This is a genomic window from Bacillus sp. PS196, assembly GCF_037963555.1.
GTDB classification, from domain to species: domain Bacteria; phylum Bacillota; class Bacilli; order Bacillales; family Bacillaceae; genus Bacillus; species Bacillus subtilis.
In genome coordinates, this window is the sequence record NZ_CP150159.1 from 3,386,053 (window position 1) to 3,407,472 (window position 21,420).

The 21,420-nt window shown below is 45.6% G+C and carries 19 protein-coding genes and 1 other annotated feature; of the genes, 4 read left to right on the top strand and 15 right to left on the bottom strand.

What is annotated here, in order from left to right; all coding sequences use genetic code 11:
- Positions 1 to 4: 4 nt before the first annotated feature.
- The 4 genes from NST79_RS17670 to araE all read right to left on the bottom strand — a co-directional run bounded on the left by NST79_RS17670 (position 5) and on the right by araE (position 5,274).
- Positions 5 to 1,189 (bottom strand): phosphoglycerate kinase, encoded by a 1,185-nt coding sequence (locus NST79_RS17670; RefSeq protein ID WP_003243051.1) that lies wholly within the window; start codon positions 1,187 to 1,189, stop codon positions 5 to 7.
- 316 nt (positions 1,190 to 1,505) lie between these two features.
- Positions 1,506 to 2,513: a type I glyceraldehyde-3-phosphate dehydrogenase gene (gene gap, locus NST79_RS17675; RefSeq protein WP_003219957.1), complete on the bottom strand. Its 1,008-nt coding sequence runs from the start codon at positions 2,511 to 2,513 to the stop codon at positions 1,506 to 1,508.
- Between the two features lie 46 nt (positions 2,514 to 2,559).
- Complete coding sequence (gene cggR / locus NST79_RS17680) at positions 2,560 to 3,582, bottom strand: gapA transcriptional regulator CggR (protein WP_009968188.1); 1,023 nt, start codon at positions 3,580 to 3,582, stop codon at positions 2,560 to 2,562.
- 297 nt (positions 3,583 to 3,879) lie between these two features.
- A complete protein-coding gene (araE, locus tag NST79_RS17685; protein WP_003243899.1) occupies positions 3,880 to 5,274 on the bottom strand; it encodes an arabinose-proton symporter AraE in 1,395 nt (464 codons plus the stop codon).
- Between the two features lie 203 nt (positions 5,275 to 5,477).
- Here araE and araR point away from each other — a divergent pair, with 203 nt between their 5' ends.
- Entirely contained in the window at positions 5,478 to 6,566 is a 1,089-nt protein-coding gene (gene araR / locus NST79_RS17690; RefSeq protein WP_003243070.1) for an arabinose utilization transcriptional regulator AraR, read from the top strand.
- 49 nt (positions 6,567 to 6,615) lie between these two features.
- Here the strand turns inward: araR and NST79_RS17695 are convergent, their stop codons facing one another.
- Positions 6,616 to 7,626: an MsnO8 family LLM class oxidoreductase gene (locus tag NST79_RS17695; RefSeq protein ID WP_003228318.1), complete on the bottom strand. Its 1,011-nt coding sequence runs from the start codon at positions 7,624 to 7,626 to the stop codon at positions 6,616 to 6,618.
- A 156-nt stretch (positions 7,627 to 7,782) separates the two neighbouring features.
- Positions 7,783 to 8,661, bottom strand: a complete 879-nt coding sequence (locus NST79_RS17700) for a LysR family transcriptional regulator (RefSeq protein WP_038429652.1) — start codon at positions 8,659 to 8,661, stop codon at positions 7,783 to 7,785.
- Positions 8,662 to 8,760: 99 nt separating this feature from the next.
- Between NST79_RS17700 and NST79_RS17705 the strand changes: the two genes are divergently transcribed.
- The gene (locus NST79_RS17705) at positions 8,761 to 9,678 is read left to right on the top strand and encodes a DMT family transporter (RefSeq protein ID WP_042975344.1); all 918 of its coding nucleotides are present in this window, start codon (positions 8,761 to 8,763) and stop codon (positions 9,676 to 9,678) included.
- A 40-nt stretch (positions 9,679 to 9,718) separates the two neighbouring features.
- Here the strand turns inward: NST79_RS17705 and NST79_RS17710 are convergent, their stop codons facing one another.
- From NST79_RS17710 to NST79_RS17750, 9 genes are all read right to left on the bottom strand, one after another.
- The gene (locus NST79_RS17710) at positions 9,719 to 11,062 is read right to left on the bottom strand and encodes an amino acid permease (protein WP_003228313.1); all 1,344 of its coding nucleotides are present in this window, start codon (positions 11,060 to 11,062) and stop codon (positions 9,719 to 9,721) included.
- Positions 11,063 to 11,130: 68 nt separating this feature from the next.
- Positions 11,131 to 11,366, bottom strand: a binding site (T-box leader).
- Between the two features lie 97 nt (positions 11,367 to 11,463).
- The gene (locus NST79_RS17715; protein ID WP_212060849.1) at positions 11,464 to 12,498 is read right to left on the bottom strand and encodes a glycoside hydrolase family 18 protein; all 1,035 of its coding nucleotides are present in this window, start codon (positions 12,496 to 12,498) and stop codon (positions 11,464 to 11,466) included.
- Positions 12,499 to 12,605: 107 nt separating this feature from the next.
- Positions 12,606 to 13,328: a lactate utilization protein LutC gene (gene lutC, locus NST79_RS17720; protein WP_003228309.1), complete on the bottom strand. Its 723-nt coding sequence runs from the start codon at positions 13,326 to 13,328 to the stop codon at positions 12,606 to 12,608.
- Positions 13,328 to 14,767, bottom strand: coding sequence for a lactate utilization iron-sulfur protein LutB (gene lutB / locus NST79_RS17725; RefSeq protein ID WP_069964333.1), 1,440 nt, complete (start codon positions 14,765 to 14,767; stop codon positions 13,328 to 13,330). The genes lutC and lutB overlap by 1 nt, the downstream gene beginning before the upstream one ends.
- Before the next feature lie 26 nt (positions 14,768 to 14,793).
- Positions 14,794 to 15,510, bottom strand: a complete 717-nt coding sequence (lutA, locus tag NST79_RS17730) for a lactate utilization iron-sulfur protein LutA (RefSeq protein ID WP_119899768.1) — start codon at positions 15,508 to 15,510, stop codon at positions 14,794 to 14,796.
- Positions 15,511 to 15,684: 174 nt separating this feature from the next.
- The gene (gene yvfU, locus NST79_RS17735; RefSeq protein ID WP_015251201.1) at positions 15,685 to 16,287 is read right to left on the bottom strand and encodes a two-component system response regulator YvfU; all 603 of its coding nucleotides are present in this window, start codon (positions 16,285 to 16,287) and stop codon (positions 15,685 to 15,687) included.
- Positions 16,288 to 16,303: 16 nt separating this feature from the next.
- Entirely contained in the window at positions 16,304 to 17,419 is a 1,116-nt protein-coding gene (gene yvfT, locus NST79_RS17740) for a two-component system sensor histidine kinase YvfT (protein WP_003228300.1), read from the bottom strand.
- Positions 17,420 to 17,422: 3 nt separating this feature from the next.
- Positions 17,423 to 18,160, bottom strand: coding sequence for an ABC transporter permease (locus tag NST79_RS17745; protein ID WP_003228297.1), 738 nt, complete (start codon positions 18,158 to 18,160; stop codon positions 17,423 to 17,425).
- On the bottom strand, positions 18,161 to 19,066 hold the full coding sequence (locus NST79_RS17750) for an ABC transporter ATP-binding protein (protein WP_072692770.1): 906 nt from the start codon (positions 19,064 to 19,066) through the stop codon (positions 18,161 to 18,163).
- A 283-nt stretch (positions 19,067 to 19,349) separates the two neighbouring features.
- On the opposite strand from NST79_RS17750, the gene rsbQ reads away from it, so the two are divergent.
- Positions 19,350 to 20,159: an alpha/beta hydrolase gene (gene rsbQ, locus NST79_RS17755; protein WP_212060851.1), complete on the top strand. Its 810-nt coding sequence runs from the start codon at positions 19,350 to 19,352 to the stop codon at positions 20,157 to 20,159.
- A 35-nt stretch (positions 20,160 to 20,194) separates the two neighbouring features.
- Entirely contained in the window at positions 20,195 to 21,406 is a 1,212-nt protein-coding gene (gene rsbP / locus NST79_RS17760) for a SpoIIE family protein phosphatase (RefSeq protein ID WP_212060853.1), read from the top strand.
- The last annotated feature ends 14 nt before the right edge of the window (positions 21,407 to 21,420 follow it).

Sequence of the window (21,420 nt, forward strand, 5' to 3'; positions counted from 1 at the left end):
GAGATTATTTATCGTTCAGTGCAGCTACCCCTGGAAGCTCTTTGCCTTCCATAAACTCAAGGGATGCGCCGCCGCCTGTTGAGATGTGGCTCATTTTGTCAGCAAGGCCGAATTTTTCAACCGCTGCCGCAGAGTCTCCTCCGCCGATGACAGAGTATGTATCTTTCGCCTCTGCCAATGCTTCCGCAACCGCTTTTGTTCCTTGAGCGAACAAGTCGATTTCGAATACGCCCATTGGTCCGTTCCACACGACAAGTTTGCTGTTTTTGATGACGTCAGCATACGTTTCGCGTGTTTTCGTACCAATGTCGATTGCTTCTAAATCACTAGGGATTTCAGAGATCGGCACAATTTTCACGTTTGCATCGTTAGAGAAATCATCTGCAACGAGTACATCTTCAGGCATGTAGAAGTTAACGCCTTTTTCTTTAGCGCGGTCCATAAATGATTTCGCAAGCTCGATTTTATCCTCTTCAAGAAGAGATTTCCCGACTTCATAGCCAAGCGCTTTTACGAAAGTATAAGCAAGACCTCCGCCGATGATCAGGTTGTCTACTTTATCAAGAAGACTTTCGATTACACCGATTTTGTCTTTTACTTTCGCTCCGCCGATGATCGCTGTGAACGGGCGGTCAGGATTGGAAACCGCTTTTCCAAGTACATCAAGCTCTTTTTCCATTAAGAAACCTGCAACTGCTGGCAGATGCTCGGCAATTCCAGCTGTAGATGCGTGAGCACGGTGGGCAGCACCGAATGCGTCATTTACATATACATCTGCAAGCTCAGCAAATGCTTTTGCAAGCTCAGGATCATTTTTCTCTTCACCAGGATAGAAACGTACGTTTTCCAATACAAGAACGTCTCCGTCCTTCATCTCGGAAATTTGTGCTTTTACAGCATCGCCGTATGCTTCATCCGCTTTTTTCACTTCTTTGCCAAGCAGTTCGCCGAGACGTGCAGCGACAGGAGTTAAACGAAGCTCCTCAACCACTTCGCCTTTCGGGCGGCCTAAGTGGCTCGCAAGAAGGACTTTTGCGCCTTGGTCTGCAAGGTGTTTGATTGTTGGAAGCGCAGCACGGATACGTGTATCGTCTGTTACTTCCCCGTCTTTCATTGGAACGTTAAAGTCAACGCGGCAGAATACAACTTTGCCTTTTACGTCGATGTCTTTGAGAGTTTTTTTATTCATGCCTAGGAGATCCTCCTTCAAAATGGTTTGCATACAGCACGAAAAACGTGAAACCGTCTGTTCAAGCGATAACTCCGCTAGGGCAGATCGCATTCTTTTTCGGCACAGGGCAGTTCGTCTAAAAGCCAGGGCAGCGGCCTTAGGCGAAAGCGCCGGCAAAGCTGCTTAAAACGCGGTCGTTTCTCTATCACAGAGCGTTTTCTGAAAGCCGGTCTTCATGGAAAAAGGGAAAGGGAGTCCGTCCCCTTCCCTTGTCCGCTTTCATTATAGCGCTTCTATTCGAAAGAACCAAGTCAGGTCCTTTTTCAGCTATAAATTAAAGACCTTTTTTTGCGATGTAAGCTGCAAGGTCAACAACGCGGTTAGAGTAGCCGCTTTCGTTATCGTACCAAGAGATTACTTTTACCATGCTGCCTTCCATAACCATTGTAGAAAGAGCATCGATTGTAGAAGAGTTTTTGTTTCCGTTGTAGTCGCCAGAAACTAATGGCTCTTCGCTGTAGCCAAGGATTCCTTTAAGGTCGCCTTCAGCCGCTTCTTTAAGAGCTGCGTTTACTTCTTCAGCTGTTACTTCTTGGTTCAGTTCAGCAACCAAGTCAACTAGAGAAACGTTTGGAGTTGGAACACGCATTGCTCCACCGTTCAGTTTGCCTTTTAGTTCAGGAAGAACTAGAGAAACTGCTTTAGCAGCACCAGTTGATGTTGGGATGATGTTTTCAGCTGCTGCACGCGCACGACGGTAGTCTTTGTGCGGAAGATCAAGGATTTGCTGATCGTTTGTGTAAGAGTGAACAGTTGTCATCATACCGCGTTTGATGCCGAATTTATCGTTAAGTACTTTTGCAAACGGCGCAAGGCAGTTTGTTGTGCAAGATGCGTTAGAGATAACATCGTGGTTAGCCGCATCGTATTTATCTTCGTTAACACCCATAACGATTGTGATATCTTCTTCGTTAGCAGGAGCAGAGATGATTACTTTTTTCGCGCCAGCTTCTAAGTGTTTCGCAGCGTCTGCGCGTTTTGTGAAGAAACCAGTAGATTCAACTACGATTTCAACGCCTTGTTTGCCCCAGCTAAGTTTAGCAGGATCGCGTTCTGCAGAAACTTCAATTGTTTTGCCGTTAACAACAAGGTTGTTACCGTCAACTGAAACTTCAGCGTCTAATTTTCCGTGTACAGAATCATATTGTAAAAGGTGAGCCAGCATGTTAGCATCTGTTAAATCGTTAACCGCTACTACCTCAACTTCAGGATTGTTTAATGCTGCGCGGAATACGTTACGTCCAATACGACCAAAACCGTTAATACCGACTTTTACTGCCATGATTGTTTCCTCCTTTAAATAAGTGAGAGATATTTATATTGAGGGATTATTCATCCCTTAATAACTTCTTTGCGGCTCCTTCGTCTGTGACGAGAACCGTGTTGCGTGGCTTTTTAAAGTAAGCCTCGATCGCCTCGGCTTTTGATGATCCGCCCGCTACCGCAATAATATCGGGGATGGCGTCTATGTCATCCAGCTGCATTCCGACAGAATGCACTTTGTGAACCACTTCGCCGTCCGCGTTAAAATAGTAGCCGAACGCTTCCGTCACCGCGTCGTTATCATCTATTTTCTTTAAGTCTTCTAAAGGCGTGTTTCTGCGCTGAGCCATAGTTTTAGCTTCGCCGATTCCATGAACCAGCATACTCGCTGATTTAATGGTGTTCAGCACCTCTTTGACAGAAGGCTCTTCAATAATAGATGAATAGGCGCCTTGTGACAGCTGTCCCGGAACAAACAAAAGCCGGTAAGTGCCTGAAGCCTTCTCCGCCATATGCGCGCATATGGTGTTCGCCTGGTTTTTCACGTCTTCGCCTAAACCGCCTCTTGCAGGCACAAACAAAAGCTCGCGGTTTTTAGAATCCGGCGTCATCATTTCGGCGACAGCTTCAATTGTCGTACCGCCAGTTACAGCGACGATATTTTTGCCTGAAAATCTTTTTTTCATACATGCGACAGCCGCTCTTCCCATTTCTTTTTTGACCCATGGGGATTGATCGCTGTCTCCGGATACGATAATGGCATCCTTTAGATTTAAACGTTCTTTTAATGTCTTTTCCAAAAGAGTCAAACCTAAAACATCTTTCATCGTATCTTCCAAAACAGAAAGCAGTTCATAGCCCTCTTCTGTCAATGTCATGCCGTTTGTCTTAATATCGACCAGGTTCTGTTCCTTTAAAAACTGAACCTCGCCCCTCAGCACACGCTCACTGATTCCGAGACTGGCAGACAGGCTTCTTCGCCCGATGGGTTCTGTCAGCCTGATATACTGCAAGATTTCAAACCTCTTTTGCATAACGAGCAGAAGATCAGGCAATAATTTTTTTTGAGCTTGTATTAACTGGTTCATGACTCAAACGTTCCTTCCTTTTTTGCTGGACATTATATGTCCCGCTATGACAAAAAACGTCCCGTCATAGCCAAAAAAAATCATTTCTGCTTTCTTTAATTATTTTAACAGGGTGGAATTGTTTATTCAACTGTTAAGAGCCAATTCATCGACAATATTCGCAGAGTTTTCATGCCGCGTCGTTTTATCCAGCAATATTTTATCCTATATATCTTTATCTTATACAGAAAGCGCCAAATGGTGCATCCCAATATAAACAGCCCTTCCCGTAGAAAGGGCTGTTTCATTAAAGCGTTTTCATTTTATCCAAAGCTTTTCAATTTCCTCGAGCGATTTGTTCTTCGTTTCCGGACAGATCGTAACGACAAACAGGAAACAAAGGATGTTAATCACCGCAAAGATCCAAAATGTATAGGCGAGCCCGAAAGAATCGATCATCATTGGCACAAACTGTCCGATCGCCCAGTTTGCTCCCCATAAAAAGATGGTCGCAATGCCCGCAGCCCGCGCACGCAGATGGTTCGGGAAGATTTCAGAAATCATAATCCATGTGATCGGTCCGACCGAGACACAGAAAGCAGCGACAAAACCTAATATAAGGACGATCATCATGATCCCGCTTGTTAACTCAAAATAAAACGACGTCCCGATTAAAATCATAAAAATAGCCATAAAAGCAGAACCGATGGACATCAGTTTTTTTCGTCCGACTTTATCAATCAGCAACACCGCAATAACGGTAAAGATGACTTCTACAACACCGACGATACAAGTTGTCACAAATCCGGCGTTTTGCCCGAATCCCATCATTTTAAAGATTTCCGGCCCGTAGTAAGTAATGGCGTTCATGCCGATGACTTGGTTAAACAGCGCCAGCAGGATTCCAATGACAAGCGCCTTTCTGAGACCCGGCTTAAACAGCTGGGAGAGCGACCCCATTTGTTCTATTTTTAAAGAGTTCTCAATGTTCTTTAATTCTTCTTTTGCAACAGTTTCTCCATTAATACGTGTCAGGATCTTTAAAGCTTCATTTGTTTTGCCCGCTTTCGCCAGCCATCTCGGACTTTCCGGGACGACGAGCAGGACAAGGAAAAAGATGACGGACGGCACCATTCCGTAAGCAAGCATCCATCTCCAGCCGGTGTGCACGCCCCATTCGTATGTTCCGGACCGCTGCACAGCTAGATTAATAAAGTATGTTGCGGAAATACCCAGTATCGTAAAGAGCTGATATAACGAAGATAAACTTCCGCGTATGGCGGGCGGTGCCGCTTCTGTAATATACGTAACAGAGAGCGATGAGCCCATCCCGATTCCCAGCCCCCCGATAATCCTTGCAATGATTAAGGTGGACACGTCTTGAGAAAGTGCTGAAACGATTGCTGATATCGCAAATAACAAAGCGGCTGTCATTAAAATTTTTCTCCGGCCGAATCTGTCACTTAAAAATCCGGATATCCCGACGCCCACAACTCCTCCAATCATAATGCTTGAAATGACAAGTCCCTCCATAAACGGACTCAGGCTGTATAAATCTTTCAGAAAACCGATAGCGCCAGAAATCACTGCCGTGTCATAGCCATACAATAAGCCGCCAAGCCCCGCCGCACATGAGATCAAAATGACAAATCCCATTGAATGGCTTCTTGTTACAGGAACATTTGGTTCTAATTGAGTTGGAGTATTCTTCATTTCCCTGCCCTCCCGAATGTTGAGTGAAGCGTTTTCATTTAAACCTTCAATTGTACGTACTTATATTAAAATTTAACGAAAATTACATTTAATTAGTACGTACAAATATAGAATAATCTTGTTTGCATTTTCTGTCAATGTTTTCTTACAAAGAACGCTGTGATATACTGAAATTTGTCCGTATACATTTTGGAGGAATGGATATGTTACCAAAATACGCGCAAGTAAAAGAAGAAATCAGTTCTTGGATTAATCAAGGCAAAATACTGCCCGATCAAAAAATCCCTACCGAAAACGAATTAATGCAGCAATTCGGCGTCAGCCGGCATACCATCCGTAAAGCGATCGGAGACCTCGTATCACAAGGTCTGCTGTACAGCGTGCAAGGCGGAGGCACCTTTGTCGCTTCACGCTCTGCTAAGTCAGCGCTGCATTCCAATAAAACGATCGGTGTTTTGACAACCTACATATCAGACTATATTTTCCCGAGCATCATCAGAGGAATCGAGTCCTATTTAAGCGAGCAGGGGTATTCTATGCTTTTGACAAGCACAAACAACAACCCGGACAACGAAAGAAGAGGCTTAGAAAACCTGCTGTCCCAGCATATTGACGGACTCATCGTAGAACCGACAAAAAGCGCCCTTCAAACCCCAAACATCGGCTATTATCTGAACTTGGAGAAAAACGGCATTCCTTTTGCGATGATTAACGCGTCATATGCCGAGCTTGCCGCGCCAAGTTTTACCTTGGATGATGTGAAAGGCGGGATGATGGCGGCGGAGCATTTGCTTTCTCTCGGCCACACGCATATGATGGGTATTTTTAAAGCTGATGACACACAAGGCGTGAAACGGATGAACGGATTTATACAGGCGCACCGGGAGCGTGAGTTGTTTCCTTCACCGGATATGATCGTGACATTTACAACGGAAGAAAAAGAATCAAAACTTCTGGAGAAAGTAAAAGCCACACTGGAGAAAAACAGCAAGCACATGCCGACAGCCATTCTTTGTTATAACGATGAAATTGCGCTGAAGGTGATTGATATGCTGAGGGAGATGGATCTTAAAGTGCCGGAAGATATGTCTATCGTCGGGTATGATGATTCACATTTCGCCCAAATCTCAGAAGTGAAACTAACCTCTGTCAAACATCCGAAATCAGTGCTTGGAAAAGCAGCCGCCAAATATGTCATTGACTGCTTAGAGCATAAAAAGCCGAAGCAAGAGGATGTCATATTTGAGCCTGAGTTGATCATTCGCCAGTCCGCACGAAAACTGAATGAATAAAAAAAGCAATGTATGGGTCTCCCCGCTACATTGCTTTTTTTTATAGCTGTTATCTGTTTTTCCAAACGTCAGCGATGATTTCAAACGAACGCATTCTGTCTGCGTGTTCAAAGGTTTCTGAGTTAACCATAATTTCGTCAGCCTGTGTCGTTTTGACGAAATCTTCAAGCTTCGCCTTCACTTCTTCCGGACCTCCGACAATCGTGGAGCTCAGCTGCTCATTGACCATCGCTTTTTCATACGGGCTCCAGATTTGGTCCATATCCTCAACAGGCGGTTTAAGCTGGTTCGGCGTACCGCGGACAAGATCAAGAAACCTTTGATAATGCGAAGTCGCAAGGTGCTGCGCTTTCTCGTTTGTATCTGCCGCGATAATGGTGACACCGACCATCGCATACGGTTCGTCGAGCACGTCTGACGGCGTGAAGGAATTGCGGTAAAGCTCCAATGCAGGAACCGTATTCGCTGGTGAGAAATGAGCGGCAAAGGCAAACGGAAGACCTAGTTCACCTGCCAGTCGGGCGCTGAAGCCGCTTGAGCCCAGCAGCCAAATCGGCACATCTATGCCCTCTCCGGGAATGGCGCGAACTTGATTGCGCACATTTCCTGACGGTTTAAAATAATTGCGCAGTTCCTCTAATTGTTCTGGAAAATCCTCCCCGCTGTTGATGTTTCTGCGGAGCGCTCTGGCTGTCAACTGGTCTGTTCCCGGCGCACGTCCAAGCCCCAGATCAATCCGCCCGGGATATAGTGTTTCCAGTGTGCCGAATTGTTCAGCAATGACTAATGAAGAGTGATTCGGGAGCATAATGCCGCCGGAACCGACGCGGATTTTCTTCGTGCCTCCGGCAATATGGCCAATCAAAACTGCGGTGGCAGAGCTTGCAACACCTTCTATATTATGATGTTCAGCAAGCCAGTAACGGTGATAGCCCCATTCCTCTGCCCGGCGCGCCAAGTCCATGCTGTTTCGGAATGATTCTGCAATCGTTCCTCCCTGAACAACCGGAGATAAATTCAAGACAGAAAGCAAGGTATCTTTGCGTTGGTTGTTAGACATATTGTTCTCCTTTGCAAATGTGTTATCAGTAAACAGCCCAAAGCTGTCAGGTCATGATTGAAAGAACTTCTATCACACCATAACACAACTGCATTCAGGAATAAAAGAATTTGATTCGATGAAATTCGAACAATATAAAACGAACGGTTTGGAACATTATTCTGCTCCAAACAACTCCTTAGCCATCTCAATAAAGAGCTTAGCCGCCAGAGAAGCCTCCTTTAGCGACGGAACAGCAAGCTGCACATCACGGTATACCTGCGGGTCCAATTCCCGGGTCACCACATGCTCCGGCAGCGGCATCCCCGACATGGACATTTCTGATAAAATGGCCAGGCCCAGTCCTTCTCTGATCATACTGATCGAGGTGTTGATGTTATAGACCGTGAAAGCTGGGTGCAGCGTAGCGCCCGCCTGCCTGAACATATCGACAAATGGTGATTCATAGCCTCCGTCACAGACGATCATCGGTTCATGGTCAAGATCTTTCAGCGTAATGGCCGAATGACTGGCAAGCGGGTGATCGTCCCTGAGCACGACAGCCATTTTGTCTTTTTTCAAATGAATGTACTCCATCTCCTCTGTTGGATACAGAAGAATCCCGACATCTATCATCCGCGTATGAAGCCACTCCTTGACTTCATTTACAGTTCCCTCGTGCAGCACGAGCTCAAGTTTCGGATATTTTTGTTTAAATGCACTGATCAGCTTCGGCATAAAATAAGCCGAGGCAGTTGAGAATGTGCCGATATGGATCGTTCCCAGTTCAAGCCCTTTTTCTGCTGCTGCTACCTGCTCAACTTTTTCAATGCCTTTTAAGACTTCTCTAATGTGTACTAAGATCTGTTTTCCCGTATCCGTCAGCATCAGGCCATTGCGGCGGTCACGAATGATCAGCTTTACATCAAGCTCAGCTTCGATCGCAGAAATCGCATGGCTGACAGCCGGCTGTGTCATGTTCAGCGCCTGACCCGCTTTTGTAAAGCTTCCCGTTTCAGCTATTTTCACAAAAACCTTTAATTGTGTAATGGTCATAACAATTTACTTATGCTCCTTATAAAAAAGATTCATTTTATTTATCTTATGTTCTACCGTATCATATGATGGAAAAGTTCTACAAGGAGTGAATGAACAATGAAGCAGCTCTCAAAAACGCGGACAGCTCTCCTGCTCGCATTTCTCGTCATCATGTGGGGCGTCAATTGGCCGCTGTCCAAAGCCGCGCTCGCCTATTCTCCGCCATTATTGTTCGCGGGCATCCGAACGCTGATCGGCGGGCTTTTATTAGTCATTGTCGCACTGCCGCGTATTCATAAATTACGCTTAAAAGAAACGTGGCCGATTTATCTTGTTTCTGCTCTTTTAAATATTACGTTATTCTACGGCCTGCAAACGATCGGGCTGAATTATCTTCCGGCCGGCCTGTTTTCTGCAATCGTCTTCTTCCAGCCTGTTCTGATGGGTGTATTTTCTTGGCTGTGGCTCGGCGAATCCATGTTTGTAATGAAAGTGATTGGCCTCATCCTCGGTTTTGCGGGAGTAGCCGTCATTAGTGCTGCGGGCTTTAGCGGGCATATTTCTGTCATGGGGGTTCTGCTGGCTCTCGGCTCCGCAATCAGCTGGGCGCTCGGGACGGTATATATGAAAAAAACAGGCAGCCGCGTCGATTCCATCTGGATGGTCGCTCTGCAGCTGACGATCGGAAGCGTGTTTCTGCTTATATCCGGCTTTTGGACAGAAAGCTTTTCGGCGATCCAATGGACAGCTCCGTTCATTACGAGCCTGCTGTTTATCTCCGTATTCGTTATCGCACTCGGCTGGCTTGTCTTTTTTACGCTTGTCGGTTCAGGAGAAGCAAGCAAGGTCGCATCTTATACTTTTTTGATTCCGCTCATATCAATCGTGGCCAGCTCCATTTTCCTGCATGAACCGCTCACCCTTAGCCTCTTGGCAGGGCTGCTGCTGATTGTCACGAGCATCTGTCTCGTGAATACAAAATCAAAAGCGCAGAAAGCTGCGGCGATTGGTATAAACGAGAAAGCTGCACAATAATAAAAACCCTCTTGCCGGATGCGGCAAGAGGGTTTCTTATTTACTGATGCTTGCGTCCTTTGACCAAATATGCAACTGTAATCAAAAGGTAGATCGCCGCAGTAATGCCGGTAATGACAATTGATGTTGTCATGATGACCCCGATTAGAATGGCGAGTAATGCCACAATCGCAAACCATGTCGTGTACGGGAACCATTTTACATAATAGGCCGGTGTTTCCGTTTGCTGTTTTCTCGATTTTAAATGAGCGAATCCGATGATCAGCCAAATGAATAAAACGGTATATCCCAATGATCCCATTAAATAATTAAATGTTTGGCTTCCTGCGAACAGAGAAATCAATACGCCAATATAGAGAGAAGAAGTGCACATCAGAATCGCAAACATCGGTACGTTTTTCGATGAAAGCTTCGAGAAGACCTTTGGAAGCCTTCCGTCACTTGCCTGTGTATACAAAATGCGTGATGATCCGTATAAACCTGAATTCATAGAAGAAATGATCGCCAGCAGGATGACTGCATTCATGATATGATCCGCGCCCGGAATGCCTACCATTTTAAAGACCATCACGAAAGGACTTTCCGGAACGGAATTGACTTGGTTCCATGGAATCAGGCTGACGATGATGAAAAACGGCAGCAGGTAAAACGCGACAATCCGTGTCAGTGTGCTGCGGACAGCTTTCGGGACAACCTTTTCCGGATTTTTTGTCTCTGCAAGCGTTACACCGATAATTTCTGTACCGCCGTAAGAGTAGATGACGACAAGCATCGCCGTGATCAGCCCTGTGCCGCCGTGCGGGAAAAATCCGCCGTGGTCTGTCAGGTTGGAAAATCCGGATGCTGTATGATCACCGAATGATACAAATAAGAGCAGCAATCCCAGAATAATAAAGATAATAATAACGGTAATCTTGATCATTGCCAGCCAATATTCAGTTTCGGCGAAGATTTTAACAGAAAGCAAGTTTACAATCGTGACGATAAGAGAAATTCCTAATGCCAACACCCAGATCGGGCAGCCCGGCAGCCAATATTGAATGAAAATCGCAGCTACTACAGCTTCAGCCGCAATGTTGAGCACCCACATTTTCCAGTAGATCCAGTCCAAAAAGTAAGCGGCGTAATTTCCCAATACCTGCTGGACAAGATCACGGAAGGTTCTGGCGTTACGGTTTCGAACAGCCATTTCCGCCAGCCCCTGCATAATAAACAGCAAAATAATCCCGCCGAGCAGGTATGCGATAATGACAGATGGCCCTGCCACATCGATCGCTGAGCTGCTCCCCTTAAATAAACCTGCGCCGATTGCTCCGCCCAGCGCCATCATCATAATATGGCGGGACGTCATCGTGCGTTTTAACGTTTGATTGTCGTTTTTCATCCTCTTCTACCTCTCCTTCTCGTTTTCAAAAACAAAAAAGCCCGCCGTCTCCTACCTAATCTAATAGATAAAGAGACGACGAGCCTTCGGCTGACCGCGGTACCACTCTTGTTGATTCTTCATGAAGAATCCTGCTTTTGACCTGTAACGAAGGTTAGCCGTTAAAACATAGGGAATATTCAATCTATTCCGTTCCGTCTTACCACTCCCGGGCGAGTTCAAAGAAGAATCAGGCTGCGTCGCACCACCCCGCAGCTCTCTGTTCTGATCACTTTCTTTTACTGCTCCCAATCTATGTGTTTTAGTTTTCTGAAAAACTCAAATTTTATGATCTGAATATATTAACATAATATACGTGCTTCTCTTTTAACTGTCAATAACTTCAGAGAAAAAAGAAACTGTTATTTTGTCCCTTTTCGAATGGCTTTCCAAAAGGATTCTGACTCGTTTCCTAATGCGTAAACTGAAACACCTGCTATTTTATATTGCTTTGCCAGATGGCTTTTCGTTTGAACGGTTTTTTCGTTTTCATACCACACGACATGTTTATGCTTCTTTTTGTCAACATAAGAAAATGTCATCGAGCCTGATTTTTTGTTGAATGCCGGCTTTGCTTTTTGTTTTTGGATGAGGGATTTGAGCTCATTCCATTCCCTTATTGTGCTGGCACTTCCGTCTTTTACATCCCAGTCATAGCCGTACGCAGGGATTCCCATGATGACTTTATTGGCTTTGATCTTTTTGACTGAAAACTGCAGAGAGCTTTTGATCCAGTTTGTGCTTGCCACTGACCCCGGCTCACCCCAAATGCCGTGTTCATCGTAGGTCATGACTTGTACGAAGTCGGCATATTTGCCGATTTTCGCATAATCATACGGCCAGCTCCAGTCATCATTTTTATCATCGGCGCTTTTGGCCGGAACGGATACCATTGTTTTAATATGTTTCTTATTCAAAGCCTGTGAGACATATTGAATGAAGTTCGAGTATGCAGCGCGGTCTTCTGGATTTACTGCTTCAAAATCGATATTGATTCCGTAATATGAGTGCTTTTTGGCCAGTGTAATTAACTGATCTGTGAATCGTTTTTTCGCTGTTTTATTGCTCATGACCCGACTCGCTAAATCTCCGTCAAAATCATAAATGGCATCATTATAGTTTGAAATGACAGCCCATGTCTTGATTTTTTTCTTTTTCGCATATGTCAGCTGCTTATTTGGGGCATCGCCAATGATTTGTCCGTTTTTTTCAAACGCAAATGTATCGGTTGCGATGGCATTCATGTATGTATGATATTTCGTAAGAGAATTGTATGAAGCCGTATCCCCAGTCGTGTAGCCTACTGTCATACCGGCTGCCTTCGCTTCTCCTTTTGTATACATAAACAGAACAATCGCAATCGCCAGTGAAACCGCTATGATCAGCCATTTTTTCATCGCATTTCCTCCTGTATCAAGTCATACTCTTCTCATCGGCCAAAAAATTGGAAGTTGAAGTTTTTACAAGCAAAAAGCCCGGCATATGCCTGCCGGGCTTCCTGAGTTCAGCGGTCAGAGACGAGAATATATGCTGCCTTTACAGGTCCGTGCACTCCCACAACTAAATCCATTTCAATGTCTGCTGAGTTGCTCGGTCCGGTAATGTAGTTGATACATGAAGGAACAGTGACACCGTTCGCAATGTTTTGGCGGATGATATCACTGGCTTGTGTCATTCTCGGTACAATGCTTGATTTCGGCACGATCGCAATATAAGTCGTCGGCAAAAGGCTGACAGATCGGCCGATGTCTTTTGAGGAGAAGAGGACAACCGTCCCCGACTCAGCCAATGTAATTTCGCTGAATGTAATCCCTACATTGGCTTGCTCCGCTTTTTTGATATTTTCCTCGCCTTTGTCAGCATCCCACTCCCAGACCGGCGTTCCTTCACTCGGCCAGTCCTTGGTGAGCAGGCTTTTCAGTCCGTATTCTTCAAAGCGGGGGTCCTTCGGAATGATGACAGGGCCTCCGGAAAAGCGGCTGACTTGCTCGCGCAGGGCATCATAAAGGCCGGTTGAATCCGTTTCAATCAGCTCTGTATGGATTTTGACACAATGGTTTTTGAGCACTGTGACTAAGTCATCCGCTGAATAACCTTCAAGTGTTTTATATTGCGGCTGATGCGCCCATTCAGGGACTGCCACGCCTCCTGTTCTTCTTTCACGGCCCAGGCTGGATGCGATTCGATTTAAAAAGCTCTCTTGATTCTGAATGGTTCCCTTCGTCATCACTGCTCCTCCTTCGTGCGTTCACTTGTTTCTCTGTCCGCAAACCAGTCTCTGAATCTCGATTTATGCGGTGCCGGGAAGTCACGGATCTGTGTCCAATTTTTAAGCGGGCCGGGCCCTTTCGAAATTTTTTCGTCCTCTGTAAAAGGCGTCATGGCGGCCGGCGCCCATTTTGAGCCCATTTTGTAAAGCGATAAAGAGGATGCGCCAAGTCCGAATGCTTTCATTGCAAGCTTTTCACTGATCGGCGCTCTGCCTTCTTTTTCGACGATATTCTGACGATGCTTGAGTAGCAGCTCATGAAGCGGGATTTTGACCGGGCAGGCTTCTGAACAAGCAGCGCACAGTGAAGACGCGTACGGCAGCTCCTTATAATCGTCATAACCGCCGAGCAACGGCGATAAAACCGCTCCGATCGGTCCCGAGTAGATTGAGCCGTATGAATGTCCGCCGACATGGCGGTACACAGGACAGACATTGATACAGGCGGCACAGCGGATACATTGCAGCACAGACTGGAATTCCGTTCCAAGGATATTGGATCGTCCATTGTCAACGATGACAAGATGGAATTCTTCCGGACCGTCCACTTCACCTTCCAGCTTCGGACCCGTCAAAGCTGTAATATAACTTGTCAGCCGCTGTCCGACAGCACTTCTTGTCAGCATGCTGACAAGCACTTCAAATTCAGAAAATGACGGGACAATCCGCTCCATTCCCATGACGGTAATTTGTGTTTTCGGCAAGGTGCTCACAAGCCGTCCATTTCCTTCATTGGTCACAAGGCTGACAGAACCCGTGTCAGCGATGGCGAAGTTACAGCCGGTAATGCCGATATCAGCTTCCAGAAACTTTTTCCGGAGAATGGCGCGCGCATGCATCACCAGCTCTTCCGGTTTTTCTGTATATTGATAGTCCAGCCTTTCTTTAAACACATCGCGTATCTGCTCTTTATTTTTATGAAGGGCGGGCGCTACGATATGTGACGGCGGATCGTGATCATCGATCTGCAAAATATACTCGCCGAGATCGGTTTCTACGACTTCACAGCCTTCCTTCTCCAGCACCTCATTCAGATTGATTTCCTCTGTGACCATTGATTTAGATTTCACAATTTTCTTCCCGTTCTTCTTTTGAATGACATCACGAATATAAGAAGACGCCTCTTCCGCTGTTTCCGCGAAATAGACATGTCCGCCTCTTTTCGCCACATTTTCGGCAAGCTGTCCGAGATAGAAATCAAGGTTTTCAAGGACATGCTGCCTGATTTCCTCTGATAATGAGCGCCACTCCTCCCAGTTTCCCAGTTCTTCTGCTGCCTCTAGGCGCCGCGTCCGCAGACGCTCCTGTGCACCTGAAACAGCGCCTCTCATAAATTCATTATCAATCCCCTGTGATACCCGCTCTTTAAAAGCGTCAGTACCGATTTTCATCGCCATGATCCTTTCCCCCTCTGAATCCAGTTTTATCTGCTGTTGAGCACTTCGGCGATGTGCATCACTTTGACATTCTTATCTTTTCGGCCAAGCCGTCCCCCGATATTCATCAAACAGCCGCAGTCAGCACCGATCAGCACCTCTGCTCCCGTTTCCTCCACACATTCGACTTTTTCATCGACCATCTGCTCAGAAATCTGCGCCATCTTGACGGAGAACGTTCCTCCGAATCCGCAGCAGTTATGTTTGCCCGGAAGCTCTGTAAACTGCAGGCCCTTCACATGGCTCAACAGCTTCATCGGCTCCTCCCGAACACCCAGCAGCCTAGTCATATGGCACGACGTATGTAAGGTCGCTTTTGTATGAAGGGTCGCGCCGACATCCTCTACTCCAAGGACGTTCACAATAAAATCTGTCAGTTCATACGTTTTATCCGCCAGCTTTTTCGCTTTATCGGCCCATTTCGGATCATCCTGAAACAGGTGCGGATACTCCCGGAACATCGTTGTACAGGAACCGGAAGGACTGACAACATATTCGGAATCCTGAAACGTTTCGATCATCCGTTTCATTGCTTTTTTGGCGTCATGTACATAGCCGCTGTTGTATGCCGGCTGCCCGCAGCAAATCTGCCCTTCCGGAAAATCAACCTCGCACCCAAGCCGCTCCAGCAGCTCAACCGTTGCTTTTCCGACATTTGTTTGAAACATATCAACAAGACAAGTGACAAAAAGTGAGACTTTCATGATGAACCCCTCTCTCATCCCCAATATATGATCAGGTCATCTGATGACCTGAGTTAAAATAACTATATGAATATCGTACACTATTCTGACAATGGAAGGAAAGAGTTTTCTAGGGATATTTTCATTTGTGGCATATCAAAAACACTCCCGATCTCCCAGGAGTGCAGTATATGGTTAAATCCAGCCCTTTTCCTCAGCGATGCTGGCGGCTTCTGTCCGATTTTTCGCATTAAGCTTTTGGATGATTTCTGAGATATAGTTTCGAACTGTGCCTTGAGATAAATAGAGCTCAAGCGTAATGTCTTTTGTTGTCTTGCCTAAAGCCGCAAGCCTCAGAATTTCTTGCTCTCTAACGGTTAGCGGATTTTCGTCTCGCATCATATTAAACGTCAGCTCAGGGCTGAAGACACGTTTTCCCTTTACACATTTTCGAATGGCATCGGCCAGATCGTCAATTTCGCCGTCTTTCAGCAGATAGCCATGTGCACCGGCCTTTACGGCGCGTTCAAAATATCCGGGGCGGGCAAAGGTGGTTAAAATAATGACCTTGCTGACGCAGCCTTTTTTCATTAATTCCTCTGCCACATCCAGCCCGCTTCGAACCGGCATTTCAATGTCCATAATGCATACATCCGGCTCCAGCTTCAAAATAGCATGTAGCGCCTCTTCCCCGTTCAATGCTTGTCCGATGACTGTCATATCCTCTTCTAAATCAAGCAAGGATCCCAAAGCGCCTAAAAGCATGCGCTGGTCCTCAGCAATAAACAGACGAATCATTCTTTTCGTCCTCCAATCATTCTGCTTTTTTAATAAGCGGAATCGTCAGTGCCACAACCGTTCCGTTATGATCTGAAACCGTTAATCCCCCTTCAATGAGCATGAGCCGTTCTTCCATTCCCCACAGGCCATTCCCAAACATTTTCTCCTTCGGCGCTCCCTTTCCGTCATCCCGTATTACGATCCTCATTTTGTCAGCAAATTGAGAAATGGTGATGGCACAGTGGGTTGCTTTGCTGTGCTTGATAATGTTAGTCACGGCTTCCCGCATACACATACTGATAATATTTTGAGTGACGGGAGATATCACTGAAAAGTCGTCGGCTCCTTCGTATTGAAAGGTAATGTTCCCCGCTCTTAATATGTGCTGAATGTTTACGAGCTCCTCTGTTATCGTGACCGTTCTCATATCAGAAACCAGCTCTCGAACTTGCTTGAGTGCGGAGCGTGAACTGGTTTCCATTTCTTTTGCCTCAAGCTTGGTCCGTTCTGGATCAGATGCAGCCAGCCGCTGAATGAGCTGGCTTTTTAATGTAAGCAGCGACAGGGTGTGGCCAAGAGTATCGTGAAGATCACGGGCGATTCGAACACGTTCCTCCCTTTTAGAGAGTTCTTTTATCTGTTCGTTGGCTTGTGCAAGCTTAGCTTCAAGCTCAATCCTCCGAAACATAGAACGAATTCCGAATGGAGAAATGAGCATAATGACGAGAAACGGGAGAACAGAAAAAAGCTCCCGAAGCGAGACCGAATTCGCGATAAATTGGTATAGGCATGGAAAAAGCAGTATAAAGATTAAAGCGCAGAACGCACGGTTAAAATTCGTTTTCTCTTTGTAATAACCAACAAAGTTTGCCGGAAAAAAACCTAAGTATATATAGGTGATATTGTAAAACACACTATACATCAAAATAACCGCCATTTGCACGATAAGCCAATATGTAAACGAAGCTTTGCCCACGCTGCAGAATAACTGGCGATATGCCGCTACAAAAAGGAGCAGCATACCATATCCGATCCCCTGTTTGACCCCTGATTCTTTTAATAAAGAGAGGAACGGCATAATCGTATACACCAGAAAGATATAAGGGAAAAACCCGAATTCCTTCGGGAAAATAGATATTGCCTTTTTCATGTATTACACCGCTTCTTGTTTTCTTCTTATATATTTAGATAGTAGCATGAAGAGCATCATATAAGCGATTAATATCAGAATATTTTTCCAAGTCGGACTCCCACCCCGGACAAGTTCCCACGCTCCGCTCCCGAAATGATAAGACGGAAGCCACTGGCCAATGCTCTGCATCATGTCAGGCATGACCTCAAACGGCATCCACATCCCTCCGCCTAAAGCCAGCAGCATATAAAGCACATTACTGATTCCGGCCGCTGTTTCTACTTTTCTCATGAGGCCGATTAGTGTGCCTAATGCTAAAAAAGGCAATGCGCCAAACAAAATCCACAGTCCGCTCATCATCCATTCAAACGGTGACAAGGCAATATCATTGATGATTGCGCCGAACAGAAATATGACGGTAATTGATAAAACGTGAATGACACTTTGGCCGATCATCTGAGCTGATAAATAGATATGATCCGGAAGAGGCGTAAGGCGGATAAAGGCGGCCCAGCCTTGTGACCGTTCTTGTACCATTCGGATGCCAAGCGTCATGATAGAGGAACCCATCACGCTGAAGACTGTCATCGACATCAGGTAATGGGCTTCCCATGCACGTTGATCAGGGACGTTGGTATTCACTACATTTGTAAAGAAATAATAAAAGGCAATCGGCATGATCAGAGACCAAAGCACAAAGTACTTGTTCCTAAGCACCCTTTTCATTTCAGCGATGCTTTGCTTTTGCAGCACGTTCACTCACATCGCCTCCCTGTTGCCGTCAGCCAGCTGGCGAAATGCCTCATCGAGCGTTGCTTGCTCAATTCGAATATCCCGTGCATGTATGTTTTCTTGAAAGATCAGCGCCAACACTTTGTCTGTATTTGATGTCTGGATGATGGTTCTCTCATGCTCGTGGATCACTCTCTCGACTTCCGGGTGACAAGACAGCCTTTCCAATGATTCACTTGAATGAAGCGTAAAGGAAACAGACTGTTTTTGAATTCTTGAGCGGATTTGCATTGGTGAGCCGTCTGCAACAAGCTGTCCTTCAGTAAAAAATAGGATTCGCTGTGCGGCATCATCTGCTTCCTGTAAATAATGAGTTGAAAAAATAATCGTTTTTCCTTGGTCCGACAGTCCGTGAATGGTCTGCCAGAATCGGTGTCTTGATGAAGTGTCCATGCCGACTGTCGGTTCATCAAGTATAAGCAGCTCCGGGTTCCCGGCAAGAGCCAAAGCAAAGCTCAAACGGCGTTTTTGTCCGCCGGATAATTTTTCTGCTCTTGTTTTCAAATCTTCTTTGGTGAGTGCTGTTAACGAAACGAGTTCTTTCATGGACAATGGATTCGGATAATAGCTCCGGAAGAGTTCAAGGATTTCATCCACCTTAAGGCCCGGCATGACACTTACTTCCTGAAGCATTACACCTATTTTTTCACGAACCTGTTGATCATCGGGAACCCGGTTAAATAGTTTGATTTCTCCCTCACTCGGTTTCAGCAATCCTAATATCATCGAGACGACGGTCGTCTTCCCTGCCCCATTTGGCCCGAGAATGGCTGCAATTTCTCCTTTTTCAATACTGAAGCTGATGTGGTTTACAGCGGTTTTTCGCTGGAAATGTTTTGTCACGTTGCTTACTGTTACTGCTTCTTTCATCACATGAGCACCTCCTGATCGTTTACATTGATTGTAAAATGACGGAGAAGACGATGTTAGTATGGGGTGTCATGATGATGGAGTGACAAATGTCATTTTTTTCTCACCCCGGTGTCTAGGCAATCCTCCTCCTGCATCTTCCAATTCATCCATCTTTTCTATCTCCCATGTCCTCTTTCTTTTAAACTGCTGTGACATTCATAGAAAGATACACTCTTCAAACCATCCGAGTGTTATGATAGAAATATTGAACTTTATATTACTTTCCGGCTGAAAGGAGCCAATCATGAACGAAGCGATTTTGTCTAGAAATCATGTGAAGGTGAAAGGCAGCGGCAGAGCATCTATCATGTTCGCACCTGGTTTTGGATGCGATCAAAGTGTGTGGAATGCCGTGGCACCTGCCTTTGAAGAAGATCATCGTGTGATTTTATTTGATTACGTCGGTTCGGGACATTCAGATTTGCGCGCATATGACCTGAATCGTTACCAGACACTTGACGGCTATGCCCAGGATGTTCTTGATGTTTGTGAAGCTTTAGATCTGAAGGAAACCGTGTTTGTAGGTCACTCCGTCGGGGCCTTGATTGGGATGCTTGCATCCATCCGCCGCCCGGAGCTTTTTTCCCATCTGGTGATGGTGGGGCCTTCTCCTTGCTATTTGAATGATCCGCCTGAGTATTACGGAGGATTTAAAGAGGAGCAGCTCCTTGGCTTGCTGGAGATGATGGAGAAAAATTATATCGGCTGGGCAACTGTATTTGCGGCAACCGTTCTGAATCAGCCAGATCGGCCTGAAATTAAGGAAGAGCTTGAAAGCCGTTTTTGTTCTACTGATCCTGTCATTGCCCGCCAATTCGCGAAAGCGGCGTTTTTTTCTGATCACCGAGAGGATCTTTCGAAGGTAACGGTTCCCTCTCTTATTCTCCAATGTGCAGATGATATCATCGCACCTGCAACAGTAGGTAAGTATATGCATCAGCATCTGCCTTATAGCAGTCTGAAACAAATGGAGGCTCGCGGACATTGCCCTCATATGAGCCATCCAGATGAGACGATACAGCTGATCGGCGATTATTTAAAAGCACACGTGTGATATAGGAACGAAAGGGATAGAGGTGACCCTCTTAGATGGACAAACAATTGAATGATGCACCATGCGGTTTCCTCGCTTTGTCAGAAGAGGGGTCGATCATAGCTGCCAACCGTACCCTTATCAAGATTCTGGATTATGAACCGGAGCAGGTTATCGGCCAGCACATGAATATGATGTTGACCATTCCCGCACAGCTTTTCTGCCAGCTTTATTTTTTTCCGCTTTTGAAATTGGAGCATCACATCGAAGAAATATACATTTCCCTGAAAGCAAGAGATGGAGAAGAAATTCCCGTCCTTATCAATGCGGTTGCGAGACACGGTAGCGGGGCTTCTGTCTTTGATTGTGTTCTTATTCCAATGCGAAAGCGAAATGAATATGAAAATGAGCTGCTGATAGCCAGAAATGAGGCTCAGGAAGCTTTGCTTGCCAAACAGAAAGCCAATGCGGAGTTAGAAATTGCCTTGGAAACGCTGAAAGCAAAACAAGAAGAACTTCTTGAGATCAACAAACAAAATCAACAATTTAAATTAAACACCAAAAGAGAGCTTGAACTCGCCAGAAAGATCCAGAAAAACTCGTTGACTGAACCGATTGTAAACGATCAGGTTCAGATTGACTCTTATTACAACGCATCGAGTGAATTGTCAGGTGATCTTTACGGATATTATCAAATCGATGAACACCGTTACGGCATTATTATCCTTGATGTGATGGGGCACGGAATTTCATCTGCATTGATTACGATGTCTCTTCATCCTTTGTTCCAGCGCCAGATCACGCAAGGTCTCAGCCCCGTTAAAGTTATGAAGGAATTGGACCGGCACCTTCACAGCTTGTTTCAAAATGATGAGGAAGCAAGACATTATTGCACTGCTATTTATCTCGAGATTGACATAGCACGGCAAAGAATTGATTATGTCAACGCAGGGCATCCGCCGGCACTTTGGCAGGATGATAGCGGAACTCAACATCTGCTTCACGCGACTTCGCCTCCGATCGGGATGTTTGAAGACTTAGTGTTTCAGTCAAGCAGCCTTTCATACACGGAGGGCGGAAAATTGCTTCTGTATACGGATGGCGTGATGGATCCTACGGCTTCATGTTATTTATATGATTTACTAAAGGATCATCCTGATTCGCCGATCGCTGACCAGAAGGAGAACATCCTTACATCACTGCAGCATCAAAAGGAAGCTCATCATAAGAGTGATGACGAATGTTTTATATTAGTTGATGTAAAATAAAATGATCCATGAGA